Genomic DNA, 11944 nt, shown 5'->3' with positions numbered 1-11944 from the left:
TTAGCGATGGCGGTTCTCCCATTCTCGCAGTTCGGCTTCCAAGGCGTCGGGGCTCGGCCCTTGGCCGTCTAGAACGAGCGTCACATGGCCGTCTGGAGCGAGGATCACCGATGTTGGCGATTGGCCCCGCTCAGACAGCGAACGCAGAATTTTATCGACATTGGCGGCGTTCACCACTGGTCTTTTTTTGCGGGGCTGAGCTTGCTGCATGGTCCTGTAAAATGAAAAAAAGCCCACGACTAAAAGTCGGGGCCAATGCTTATATTAGTAATCAGACTATTGTTTTTAGTAGTACTAAGAAGGAAATCTCGCTTGTTTGGCTGGTTGGATTGGTATTGCCCCGTCCAGCTTGTCGGTATATACGCGCCGACACGCCTCAAATCAACATGATTTTTGCGGCGAGAGGCGGATTTTTCAATCTTTATACTATTAGGAACCGATCATGAGGAAATATTACTCAAATTCTTATTGCAATAACTGCAACGAGAGTTTCGCCAGCATTACTGTCGTCAATCTGGTTAGACCTAGCCTTCCTTTCGTGGCGGTCGCCCTCAAAATGTCGCGGGGGATTGTGCGTTGAGCGCCAGATTCATCCTCAAAGAGTGCAGCGAGCCTAGCGCCCAGCTTTGCGAGTTCGCGAACCAGATCGAGGGGCTGATTGCGCCCCACCAGAACCGCAAGAAAGCTAGAAAGCCTGACGATCAGAAGCGGTACGAGGCTACCCTGCTGGCATTCTCGGCGGTGCTGGCCCAGCAGGCCCTGATGCCGATCTGGGCTCAGGAGGGGATTCCTCTGACGTTTCGCACCAAAACCTACGTGGGCTCACCGCTTAGCGTGACGGCACTGGCAGACATTAGGGATAGCGCCGAAAAGGCGGGACTTATCGCGGTCCAAAAGGGCTTCTTCGACAAGGAGCAAGGAGATGGGCAGGTCACGCGGATACATCCCCTCGTCGCCGCTCAGTCCCTCGCCACGAAGTGCGGCCTAACCTCTGCAATGCTGGTTCATGCGCCTGAGATCACCACCGTCCTGAACGATCCAACCACAGATCAGGTCATGCCCGATGAGGTAGCGTCGGAGGATGCCATTGTGCGTCGGTTTAACGAGCGGGTTGCACACGTCGATATCAAGCTGACAGCTTCAGCATTGGAACTGGCGAGGCAGCGCGCCACTGAAGCCGGACGGACCGAACTCAACGTAAAGGGCTACGATCCCGGCAAGGTCTATCTAACCCGCATCTTCAAAGGAACGTGGGAGCGTGGAGGTCGCCTGTATGGGAGCGCATGGCAGAACCTCCCTCAAGAGGCGCGGCTTGGCCTGACGATCAACGGAGAGGCTGTGGTGGAACTGGACTACGGAGCCATTCAACCTTCCATGCTCTATGCGCAGAAGGGTCTTTCTCTAGATTTCGATCCCTACATCGTCCCCGGCTTCGATATTCCTCGCGAAGTGGGGAAGGTCCAATTCAACCGGCTGATCAATAATAGTGGGAAGAAACCCGTAAAGGGCGGGCTGAAATTCGACAAAGAGACGCAGAAGTATTTTTCAAATAGGGATCAATTTCACCTATATCTATATGCAATGAAGGCGATGCATACAGCCATATCCGATTGCTTCAGTTCCGATGCTAGCCTGAAACTTCAATATCTAGACAGCTCTCTCGCCCTATCGGTGATCAATCGATGCTTGGATGAGGGTATTGCCTGCCTACCCGTGCATGACAGCTTCATCGTTCCCGAGCCACATCACGACCGGCTGAGAGAGATAATGCTCTCTGAGTATGAGGCTAATTTTAATCAACAAATTGTCATTCATTGCAATTGTTGCAATGTGACTGGCTTTATTTAACATTCCTTCAGCGATTTACACATTATAATATAGTTATTTGCTTCGGCTTAGGTTCATTACTGGAAGGCATAAGCATAAATCGCAGCTATCTAGAGCCTGATATTTAGTCAACCCCCCCACACTCCCTGAGGCCGATTTTAGACTCGCTCACGCCAATCACGACCGACGTGGAGGTTGACTGCCAGAACGGTCGTGATGCGGCTGTACGGCCCGGAAAAGGGGCTTTACGGGCATTGCTCGGCCCAGAGCCTCGCCACACGACGTTGCAATTTTTGTCGCGCTTATTCCCCCTTCACAAAAGGGGGTGGGGGTTGAGATTGCTGAGTCTCGATAACCCCCAGAAGCTGGGAAGCTAAGATCGCCTTCAAACAACCTGAGTATAGGCACTTTTGACGCGTTTCGAACGTCCGACTCACCCACTGTGGCGGTAACGCGCGCCCGCTTGGCTCACGCTACCTAACCGCGCAAACCGCCAAACGACCTTCTCAGCTCGACAAACGTGCTTGATCGTGAATCTAGCCCACCCCATTCGGCGGGGTCAAAGTCGCTCGCTTCCGAGCCTTACCGTTCAATATGGCTTGTCTATGGTCCACGTTGTAGCCCGCCGCCGCGTAAGCAGCGGTCATGGAACCAAACCATTTCGCATATGCCGTGGCCGATGGGACCGCCCTATCTCGATTGATTAGGTCCACCGTTAGAAATCCATGGCGATTGTACAGGGCTTTCAATAGTTCGATCATCTCTGCTTTGGACGGCATCGCTTGCTGTCCTTTAGCGAAAGCGCCAATCTTTCTACGATAGCCGATGCGCCTCATCGCCTCTTCGAGACTACCGAAATGGTTACGATAGGCCGCGACACTAGGCGTTATTCGGCTGTCCTTAACCAGTTGGGTTGTCAGACGGCCTTCTTGCTTAAGCAGGCATGCAAGCGCCGCCAGCATTTCGTCAGGTAAGAAGATGTTGCGGCCCCAACGCTTCTGGAGCCGCTCCCGAGCCCGATCAAAAATTTGCCTCGAAACTATCGGCTTGAACACGCGGACCCGAAGCCAATCCTCAGGGGCAGCATAGGTCCTACGACCCTTTAGGCGACTGGATGATTTGCCATAAACGAAGAATCCAATCGCCATTTCATTTGTCAGTACAAAACGGACCGTAGACGGAGCCCACGTCTGCGCATTGCGGGGTTTTATTCCAGCAGCGTTGAGCCGCCGCGCGATACCCGCGAGGGTGAGGTGGTCATCGACGAACCAGCGAAAAACGGTCCGAATAGTCGTGATCTCTTCCGACGGCCCCCAAATGAAGATCGACCGCTCGTCCCGCAGGTTTTTTCGTTGGCCGAGTCGATCTGCTCCCAGAGCCTCACCATTGGCATCGACCAACTGGCTGCACACGCCATAAGGAAGCCTTCCCCCTACGAAGAAGCCTTGAGGAGCCTGCCGTCGCTTCCCGGCTCTGATGCGCTCACCAAGCTCGCGGCTGTACTCTCCCGCCATCACCCGCTTCAGATGCTTGACCACGGACGACATGGTCGAGCCGTCGTTGGCGAACGCTTCGGCAACGTAGATAATCTCCACGCCAGCCTCGCGGCAGATGAACTCGTAATGAGCCGCTTGATCTGGGTCCTGAAAGCGCCCCCAACGGCTGACATCGAGGACCAACACCTTGGCAAATTCCGCCTTGCCAGAAACAGCCTCGGCCAAGAGCGCTTGGAGCCCCGAACGCTCCCTGAGAGTTAAACCGCTTTTGCCAGCATCCTCGAATGTGCGGACAATGAGTAGATTATTCTTGATCGCGTAGGCGCCGATGGCGGCGGCCTGGTTGCTCAGCGAGTAACGCTGGTGGTCCGTGGACATGCGAAGGTACTGCGCCGCTGGTGTCACCTTCACGTCCCTTCTGATAGCGACAGCTGAACGCGAATGGCGCAGGTCTCCAATGCTCAGGTCTAGAAGGACTCGAAAGCGGTACGTCGAGCGAGGTTCCGCTTTCCACTCCAAGCCAACATCAGAATGCCCGCTCCTAGTTCGCTAAGATGCGATGGCCCGATAGACACTGGCCCTTCCGACGTTCAGACGACGAGCGATCTCAGCAGGTCCGATACCCTCGGCGTGTAGAGCTTTCACCTGATCAACGGGCACAGAGGGTTTGCGTCCCTTGTACCGACCCTCAGCCTTGGCCTTATCGATACCTTCCCGCTGACGCTCGTGCCTGAGGTCCAGTTCGAACTCTGCGAAGCTGGCGAGCATATTGAGCATGAGGCGCCCTGACGACGTGGTTGTGTCGATGGCTCCTTGTTGAAGGGCTTTGAACTCGACTTTCTTCGCGGTGAGGCGATCAACTAGCTCCCTAAGGTCGATCATTGAGCGAGCAAGACGGTCTAGACGAGTGACGATCAATACGTCTCCCTCGCGCACATAGTCGAGAGCTAGGGCTAGCTGCTGGCGCCCCTCCTGACTGCCCCCGCTCCGCTTCTCTTCGAAGACCTTCTCGCAGCCCGCCGCAACAAGTTGTTCGCGCTGAAGCTCTAGCGACTGACCTGTGGAGCTAACCCGCGCATATCCAATGGTAGCCATGGCCTCTGTCCCAATAGGTTCTAGACCATCGGACTATGAGGTGTCCAAAATTGCCAGTCAACCCTATTGGGACGCTAAAGCTGTCTCATGCCGATGGCTCAGATGGGTATGCGTTATTGATACGTTGGCGCGCCTATCCCGTCGTAAGGCGGCTCAACAAATCGCGGGCAGGCGAGTAAATTGACTCTCTGCCGACTTTCGTCTTTCGGAGAAGGGCGCGCACTGTCAGGTCTTCAAGGTCCGCTCTAGCCGTGAGGTAGGCGACGCCCTGACGATCAGCGTGAGTAGAAATATTTATCCTTGGCAATCTGCCGCGAGCCATCTCATTCAATACCCAAGACTGACGATGGTTGAATCCGTCCCTTTGTGAACGATCCGATAGGCGACTTTCGAAGGCAGAGAGCTCGTTCTTTCTTCTATCAACATATGAAATAAGTCGTGAAATCGCTGTCTCTAAAATTTTAGCATTATAAATTAGAAAGTATGTCAGGTCAGCATCGTCGGTCTCGACGTGAAGAAATGATTTTCCGTACTGAATTTTGGATTCAGCTATTACGCTAGAAATAGAAACATACTCAATTAGCCAATACCCTTCTCGGATAGCCAGCCAGTAGAAAAGTGCTCTTGCTACGCGTCCATTTCCATCAACGAATGGGTGTTCATACGACAGAAGAAAATGAAGTATAAATGCCCTAACGAGTGGGTGAATCCAAAGTCCGCCGTGGTTAGATGAATTGGCAAAATTGACCAGATCCACCAATCTTGAGCTTAGTTCGAGATGTGATGGAGGCTGATGGAGAATTTCTCCAGAACTATCGTCAACTACTTGGACGTCATCAGACGATCTTACGCGACCTGAATCGCGCGGATTATCCATGGTCCCGTCTGTAACAAGCTTATGCAGCTCTAGGATCATGCCTATCGTAAGGGGATCATCCTTTCTCTGTTTTACAAATTCTAGCGCACGATAGTTGTTTAGAACCATTAACTCATCTTTGGTTCTTGGCGAGCGTCCTTCAAAAATAAGCTTTTTCGCTATTTGTCTAGTGGTAGCTGCTCCTTCGATTAGAGAGCTTGCAAATGGCTCTTCAGCTAACGATTGAGTCAGATAGAGCTTTCCTTCGCCCGACGTTAAGGACTGCTGGTCCGAGGCTAGCGATCCCCCGGCGTTCATATCCAAGTGGCGTAGAGTTTCTTTCAGCTTGGGCGGTTCTGAGAACGTGAATTCAGTGCCCTTTGTGTCCGTGATCCCAATTTTTTGGGAGGCGGCGTTGCGTGCAATCTTAAGGGCAACCCACGCTTCTTCCGAAGATATGCCCTCAACGCCAAGCTTGAAGCGAAAATCGTCCCAGTGGAGATAACGGCCTTTTTCGTCGACCATGCTGGGATTGGCCAAAAGTCGAGCGAGGCGGGATGGGTCCTGCTTAGCGATACGCTCGAATGTCTCGTAAAGCTTAGGGGGACGAGCCGGGATTTTCATTTTTATAGACCATATCGTTTTCGCCGGCGGACCGGAAAAATCTTCGTTAAAACAACAAGATAAATCTTATAAGGATTTCTTGATATCGTTAACGGAGCCATCCCCTCAAGGCGATATGACGTTTATAGATGATAAACAAGGTGCAGCGAAATCTAAAATTATTTCGTAAAATCAGTGGGATAACTTTTATAGGTTTTAGTTCTTGAAACGTTCTGGCATTTTCGCCGTGTGGGGCGCGTGCGAGCCTTGGCGATAAGCCTGCGCCTCAAGCCGCCTAAGGAGGTGGTTCGCGCTCGGACCCTATGAACTTTGGGGGGAGGGGCCCCCTAGCCCTTATGAGCGATCTGGTTGCTCACCGTCAGATATTCATGTTCTCTGATGGGCGGTGCGAATCAAAAGTGACCAATCGGCGTTGAACTTCGCCGTCTCATTAATTCACGTCTTAAGTGGGGGCGATTATGCAGGGACGCTTGATCCTCTTGGCTGCGCTAGCTGCAGTCTGCTTTGCTACCTCCACGCCGTCGAACGCTCAGGACTGCTACGAGAGCACGATCCGCACTCCCTCTCCTTTCATGGGCAACCACAACGAGATTTTTCGCCTTCAAGACGGCACGCTTTGGCAGGTTCAGCATGAGTACGAGTACCTGTACGAGTACTATCCAACCGTCGTGGTCTGTCCCAGCCGTGGAAGTTTGATTATCGACGATAAGCGATTGAGCATTAGGCATATCGACGGCTCGATCGAATCAAAGATCGACGGCGAATTTTCAGGCTGGGAAGGGGATACGGTCTTCAAGCTCACAAACGGCCAGATTTGGCAGCAGGCAGAACACGACTACAAGTATCGCTACGCCTACAGCCCCGACGTTGTGATCTTCCGAGCTGATGGACGATTCATGATGCAGGTTGAAGGGATGGATAAGCCGATCAGGGTCATTCGGCTCCGCTGACCGTGTCCTTGGGAATTCCTAGTAGGCGATAAAAGTCTGAGGCCCTCCTTCGGGCAGCCTTTTGCATTGTCTGCTTATCTTCGTCTACGAGGCATGAGTTCACAGGCCCAGCCGTCACGATCTCTGTCATGTTCCAGATGGTAGCCCGGCTCACCCCTTCTAGCAGGAGCTAGGCGCATCAGACGCGCAGCAGAACAGTTTGGCTTGGCGAGGACATGCCTCACCTTCTCTGTGGGCGTGAAGGGTCGCTCATAAGTCGGCTTTTCGGGCCACAGAACCACCGCTCCAAACAAGCCAATGCACAGCACACCAGCAAGAGCGGTCTCGACCGATAGTTTGCGCTTCTGGGGGCGTGTACGAGCCATAATCGGGGGTCAAATAGGTTGCTGCAGTTTTGCGGCGCTAAGCTAACCTATTGACACCTAACGGCGTCCTTAGCGCCTGTTTTGCACCTAGTGGCCTGATTTTCCGATGAAACATCGAGCTTCCCAAGCTGAATGTCGCGGGTTCGATTCCCGCCGGCCGCTCCAGTTCCGCGTCGATGGGCTGTCCCGACGGGGGCTTAGCGGGGCTGTCCGGTGAAGCATTCTCTCGATCCGTCCGATCTTCGCATCCTGCGCGAGTTGCAGGCCGACGGGTCGTTGACCATCGCCGAGCTGGCCGAGCGGGTCGGGCTGTCCCAGACCCCGTGCTGGAAACGGGTGCGTCGCCTCGAGGACGAGGGTTTCATCGAGCGCCGGGTGGCTCTGCTCAACCGCGACAAGCTGGATCTGGTGCTGGTGGTCTTCGTCGCCATCCGCACCCGCCACCACGACGGCGAATGGCTGGAGCGATTCGCCCAGGGCGCGTCGGCCATGCCGGAAGTCGTCGAATTCTATCGGATGAGCGGCGAGACCGACTATCTGCTCAAGGTCGTCGTCAGCGACATCGCCGCCTATGACCGCTTCTACAAGCGCCTGATCCAGATCGCCCCGCTGGTGGACGTCAGCTCGTCTTTCGCCATGGAACAGATCAAGTGCACCACGGCGCTGCCGATCTGAGGCCGCGCTCACGCCGCGAGCCGCCGCACAACGAACGTTAGCCGTCATTGCGCGCTCAAGCAGCCGATCACCGCGTGATCGACGATAGCGCCAAATTTCATGAGAGGGTGGAGACCGCGACCCGAAGGGGAATTCGTTGTGGCTGCTGCCTTCCGGCCCTGACCAGATTGGCGAAGCCTTCGCCCGCGATCTCCGAGGAGGGATATGACGGTTGGCGACGCGGGAATCAAGACCCCTCCCCGCGTCGTCTTGTCGGGGGTATGAAGCGCCATGCCTTATCGCAACGTCTTCTCCGGCAATCCGCTCGACCGCTCGGGCGACCTTCGCAACGACGCCGCCTGGCTGGGCGAGCAGGAGGCCAATCCCGAGGCCCTGGCCATGGTGCTGTGGGAGGGGCGGCCCCTGGTCGAGGATCATGAGGGCGGGCAGCGCCTGGTCTGGCTCTCACTGGGGCATGGACGCGATCTGGTTCCCGACCGCGACGTCTTCCTCGGTCTGTGGAAGGGCGCGCCGGTCTTTGCGGTCGAGTTCGAGAGCTCGATCGACCCCACCACAGGCCCCGCCGGGGGCCTGGGTCAGTTCATCGAGATGCGCGCGGCCGCCACCGCCCTGCCGGAAGCCGATGTCGCGATAGCGGGCACGGCCAAGAGCCTGTTCGATTGGCGCCGCCGCCATGGATTCTGCGCCGCCTGCGGCAAGGCGACGGATCAGGCCTCGGGCGGGTGGCGACGGGTCTGCCCGGCCTGCGGGGTCGAGCATTTTCCGCGCGTCGATCCGGTCGTCATCATGCTGCCGGTCTACAAGGGCGGCGCCGAACCCCGCTGTCTGCTGGGGCGCCAGGCGATCTGGCCCGAGGGCCGGATGTCGGCCCTGGCCGGCTTCATGGAGCCCGGCGAATCCATCGAGGAAGCCTGCGCCCGCGAGGTGATGGAGGAAGCGGGCCTGACGGTGTCGAGCGTCGCCTACCATTCCAGTCAGCCCTGGCCCTTCCCGGCCCAGCTGATGATCGGCCTGATCGCCGAGGTCACGGACGACAACGCCGCGCCGGACCAGACCGAGCTGGAGGCCGTGGCCTGGCTGACGCGAGGCGAAGCGCGGGCGGTGCTGGCGGGCACGCACGGGTCGATCCACGCTCCGCCGCCGTTCGCGATCGCGCGGCGGCTGCTGGAGGCGTGGGCGCAAGAATAGAGACCTTCTCCCCTTGAGGGAGAAGGTGGCTCGCGCAGCGAGACGGATGAGGGGTGTGAGCGCTTCGGCGTCCGACAAATGACTTCGACGGCTGGGCGACGCTGAATTCAAGCGTCGCGTCGATACCCCTCATCCGAGGCCTTCGGCCCCACCTTCTCCCTCAAGGGGAGAAGGAAGGTTGGATCAGACCAGCTTCCTTGCCGCTTGCAGATCCGCCGGATTGTCGACCGACAGCGGGGCTTCGTCGATGACCGAGGCCCAGATCTGCAGGCCCATCTCCAACGCCCGCAGTTGCTCCAGCTTCTCGCGCTTCTCCAACGGAGAGGGCGGGGCGGCGCAGAAGCGCATCAGAGCCTCGCGGCGGTAGCCGTAGATGCCGACGTGGCGCCAGATCGGACCGTCCCCGTAGAGCGCCGAGCGGGTGAAGTAGAGGGCGCGGCCGCTGGTTCCGCCTTCCGGCAGGGCCAGGACGGCTTTCACCACGTCGGGATTGGTCCGGTCCGAGACGTCGGCCTCGGCCGCGACCAGGGTGGCGATGTCGCAGGCCGATTCGCGCGCCAGCAGATCGGCGCAGGCCCGCGCCAGATCCGGCGAAGCGAAGGGCATGTCGCCCTGGATGTTGATGACCAGGTCGTGGGCGCCGTCAGGATCGACCGCCTCGACCGCCGCGCGGATACGGTCGGAGCCGCTGGGCAGGTCGGGATCGGTCAGAACGGCCAGACCGCCCGCCGCCTCGACCGCCTCGACAATCTCGGGATCGCCCGCCGCCACGGCCACGCGGAAGCCGGACAGGGCCGCCTGCTCCCAGGCCCGCACGATCATGGGCTTGCCGCCGATATCGGCCAGCGGCTTGTTCGGCAAACGGGTCGCCGCCATGCGAGCGGGTATCATTATCAGCGGATTCATCGACTTGACGACGTCCTGCGACGCCCGGAAACGCCCGGGCCGGTTGCGAAGGTCGCGCTAGCGTGTAAGAGACGCCGACGCAAGAATGCCTGAGGCCGCTTCGCGGTTGGGGGGCTCATTAGAGACGGGAAGCGACGACGCGCATGAGCGGCGATCTGAAGTGGAACAAGATTATGGGCGCGTGCCTGGGCACCGCCTTTGTGATCCTGGTGGTCCAGCAAGTTTCGGGCATGGTCTATCACACCAAGCAGCCGGAAAAGATGGGCTACTTTGTGGACGCGCCGGAAGAATCCGCGGGCGCCGAGCCCGCCGCCCTCCCGATCGACTGGGGCACGGTCCTGCCGACCGCCGACCTGGCCGCCGGTGAAGCCGCCTTCGCGCGCTGCCAGGCCTGCCACACCGCCAATGCGGGCGGCGCCGACGGCATTGGTCCAAACCTGAACGGCGTCCTCGGCGGTCCGGTCATGCACCGCGCCGGCTTCGCCTATTCGGACGCCATGGCCAAGCACAAGGCCGAGGCTCCGACCTGGGGCTATGACGAACTGGATCACTTCCTGACCGCGCCGGGCCGTTACGTCCCGGGCACCAAGATGTCCTTCGCCGGCATCCGCGACGAGAAGACCCGCATCAACCTGATCGCCTGGCTGCGCACCCAAGGCTCGGGCGGCGTCGCCATTCCGGCTTCGGACCCGGCCCGTCAACCGGGCGCGGCTGCGGCTCCGGCGGTTGAAGGCGCGGCTGCGGCCGAAGGCGCCGCCGCTCCGGCGGCCGAGGGCGCGGCTCCGGCCACGACCCAGGCCACCCCGGCCGCCCCGCCGGCCGCGACCAGCGCTCCGACGGCCTAAGCGTCAGATATTCAAGACGACGGGAAAGGCGGCCTTCGGGCCGCCTTTTCTGCGTTCGGGGGTCTGATCCTCCCCCCGGTGAAACGGGGGAGGGGGAGGGGGACCGCGTAGCGGTGGAGGGGGCGGCTACAGTTGCAACCTTCGATACTTGGAAGCACCAGACGCCCATCGTGATCAGGCGCCCTTGCTTTCGCCCCCTCCACCATGCTGCGCATGGTCCCCCTCCCCCGCTTCGCAGGGGAGGATTGAAAATTCAGATCCGCCGGAAAACCGCAAACGCGAAGCCTTCGCCGGTCAGGCGGGTCTCGACCTCGGCCAGGGTCTCGATGACCACGCCGCCGCGCACGCCGGTGGAGTGAATGACCTGATCGGCGTCGACCATGATGGCCGAGTGGCCGGTCCAGTCGTGGTCGCGGTTCGGCGCCATCCAGACGACCAGATCGCCGCGCCGGGCCTCTGCGCGCGCGATGGGGCGACCGAGGTCGGCCTGGGCGTCGGAGCGGCGCGGACCGGGCAGACCGCAGGCCAGCAAGGCCTGCTGCACCAGACCCGAGCAGTCGGTCTCGAACGAGGAGCGGGCGCCCAGGGCGTGCGGGCGACCCAGCAGACGTTCGGCCACGGCCACCGGCTCGCGCTCGAAGTCGCCGACGGCTTGCAGATCGGCCTCGCTGACGCCTTCAGCGGCCTCGCCCACCAGGGCGTTCAGCGGCAGGACGGCGGACACGGAGGAAACCCGACGACGGGCCAGGGGCGCGCCGGACGCCAGGACCTCCAGCGCCACCCAGCCGACGACGCCGTCGCGACGGGCGCGCCCCCAGGCCCGGTCGTCCTGACGATGCAGGACGTCGAAGGCCTCGCCGTGCAGAAGCTGGTCGATGCGTTGATCCGCGTCCGACAGGATGTCGGCGATCGGCACCCGGCAATGCATGGGTTCAAGCCGCACATAGGCCTCGGCCGGCATCAGGCCTTCCAGCGCCTGTTCGGCCAGCACGATCCGCTCTCCGTCCCGAAGGATCAGAGGCGGGCCGGGCGGGAGAAGGGCCAGAAGGTCGGACAAACAGGGCCTCGGCGTCGGTTCACGCGGGTGAACCGTCATATGTAAACTCCGAAGCCAAAT

12 protein-coding genes and 1 other RNA gene are annotated in these 11944 nt (G+C 59.1%); 5 read left to right on the top strand and 8 right to left on the bottom strand.

Going from position 1 to position 11944, the window contains the following annotated elements; translation table 11 throughout:
• Positions 1 to 174 (bottom strand): hypothetical protein, encoded by a 174-nt coding sequence (locus B3K53_RS15520; RefSeq protein WP_292085490.1) that lies wholly within the window; start codon positions 172 to 174, stop codon positions 1 to 3.
• Between the two features lie 402 nt (positions 175 to 576).
• Between B3K53_RS15520 and B3K53_RS15515 the strand changes: the two genes are divergently transcribed.
• Entirely contained in the window at positions 577 to 1848 is a 1272-nt protein-coding gene (locus B3K53_RS15515) for a hypothetical protein (protein WP_292085488.1), read from the top strand.
• Between the two features lie 515 nt (positions 1849 to 2363).
• Here the strand turns inward: B3K53_RS15515 and B3K53_RS15510 are convergent.
• The 3 genes from B3K53_RS15510 to B3K53_RS15500 form a co-directional block, all read right to left on the bottom strand.
• Positions 2364 to 3728, bottom strand: coding sequence for a recombinase family protein (locus B3K53_RS15510; RefSeq protein WP_292085685.1), 1365 nt, complete (start codon positions 3726 to 3728; stop codon positions 2364 to 2366).
• Positions 3729 to 3872: 144 nt separating this feature from the next.
• Positions 3873 to 4418: a recombinase family protein gene (locus B3K53_RS15505; RefSeq protein ID WP_292085486.1), complete on the bottom strand. Its 546-nt coding sequence runs from the start codon at positions 4416 to 4418 to the stop codon at positions 3873 to 3875.
• Positions 4419 to 4551: 133 nt separating this feature from the next.
• Positions 4552 to 5898, bottom strand: a complete 1347-nt coding sequence (locus tag B3K53_RS15500; protein ID WP_292085485.1) for a Fic family protein — start codon at positions 5896 to 5898, stop codon at positions 4552 to 4554.
• 470 nt (positions 5899 to 6368) lie between these two features.
• Here B3K53_RS15500 and B3K53_RS15495 point away from each other — a divergent pair, with 470 nt between their 5' ends.
• Positions 6369 to 6848 (top strand): hypothetical protein, encoded by a 480-nt coding sequence (locus tag B3K53_RS15495; protein ID WP_292085484.1) that lies wholly within the window; start codon positions 6369 to 6371, stop codon positions 6846 to 6848.
• Positions 6849 to 6922: 74 nt separating this feature from the next.
• On the opposite strand, the gene B3K53_RS16225 is transcribed toward B3K53_RS15495, so the two are convergent.
• Positions 6923 to 7213, bottom strand: coding sequence for an excalibur calcium-binding domain-containing protein (locus B3K53_RS16225; protein ID WP_409515774.1), 291 nt, complete (start codon positions 7211 to 7213; stop codon positions 6923 to 6925).
• 213 nt (positions 7214 to 7426) lie between these two features.
• Between B3K53_RS16225 and B3K53_RS15490 the strand changes: the two genes are divergently transcribed.
• On the top strand, positions 7427 to 7888 hold the full coding sequence (locus tag B3K53_RS15490; protein WP_292085483.1) for an Lrp/AsnC family transcriptional regulator: 462 nt from the start codon (positions 7427 to 7429) through the stop codon (positions 7886 to 7888).
• A 103-nt stretch (positions 7889 to 7991) separates the two neighbouring features.
• Here B3K53_RS15490 and ffs read toward each other — a convergent pair.
• Positions 7992 to 8085: signal recognition particle sRNA small type (ffs, locus tag B3K53_RS15485), an RNA gene on the bottom strand.
• A 73-nt stretch (positions 8086 to 8158) separates the two neighbouring features.
• On the opposite strand from ffs, the gene nudC reads away from it, so the two are divergent.
• On the top strand, positions 8159 to 9076 hold the full coding sequence (nudC, locus tag B3K53_RS15480; RefSeq protein WP_292085482.1) for an NAD(+) diphosphatase: 918 nt from the start codon (positions 8159 to 8161) through the stop codon (positions 9074 to 9076).
• A gap of 183 nt (positions 9077 to 9259) precedes the next feature.
• On the opposite strand, the gene B3K53_RS15475 is transcribed toward nudC, so the two are convergent.
• Positions 9260 to 9982 carry a 3-deoxy-manno-octulosonate cytidylyltransferase gene (locus B3K53_RS15475; RefSeq protein WP_292085480.1) on the bottom strand — a complete coding sequence of 241 codons (723 nt, stop codon included), beginning with the start codon at positions 9980 to 9982 and terminating at the stop codon, positions 9260 to 9262.
• Between the two features lie 143 nt (positions 9983 to 10125).
• Between B3K53_RS15475 and B3K53_RS15470 the strand changes: the two genes are divergently transcribed.
• Entirely contained in the window at positions 10126 to 10827 is a 702-nt protein-coding gene (locus B3K53_RS15470) for a c-type cytochrome (RefSeq protein WP_292085477.1), read from the top strand.
• 253 nt (positions 10828 to 11080) lie between these two features.
• Here the strand turns inward: B3K53_RS15470 and B3K53_RS15465 are convergent, their stop codons facing one another.
• Positions 11081 to 11884 carry a C40 family peptidase gene (locus B3K53_RS15465; protein WP_292085476.1) on the bottom strand — a complete coding sequence of 268 codons (804 nt, stop codon included), beginning with the start codon at positions 11882 to 11884 and terminating at the stop codon, positions 11081 to 11083.
• Positions 11885 to 11944: the final 60 nt, after the last annotated feature.

Source organism: Brevundimonas sp. UBA7506 (assembly GCF_002479495.1).
In the GTDB taxonomy this organism is placed as follows: Bacteria; Pseudomonadota; Alphaproteobacteria; order Caulobacterales; family Caulobacteraceae; genus Brevundimonas.
The sequence above is the reverse complement of the archived record's forward strand: the minus strand, read 5'-3'. Positions and strand labels throughout refer to the sequence as shown.

Coding starts and splice junctions, on each gene's coding strand:
- B3K53_RS16225 (WP_409515774.1), bottom strand. CDS start 7,213: ATGGCTCGTACACGCCCCCAGAAGCGCAAACTATCGGTCGAGACCGCT.
- nudC (WP_292085482.1), top strand. CDS start 8,159: ATGCCTTATCGCAACGTCTTCTCCGGCAATCCGCTCGACCGCTCGGGC.
- B3K53_RS15500 (WP_292085485.1), bottom strand. CDS start 5,898: ATGAAAATCCCGGCTCGTCCCCCTAAGCTTTACGAGACATTCGAGCGT.
- B3K53_RS15470 (WP_292085477.1), top strand. CDS start 10,126: ATGAGCGGCGATCTGAAGTGGAACAAGATTATGGGCGCGTGCCTGGGC.
- B3K53_RS15505 (WP_292085486.1), bottom strand. CDS start 4,418: ATGGCTACCATTGGATATGCGCGGGTTAGCTCCACAGGTCAGTCGCTA.
- B3K53_RS15475 (WP_292085480.1), bottom strand. CDS start 9,982: ATGAATCCGCTGATAATGATACCCGCTCGCATGGCGGCGACCCGTTTG.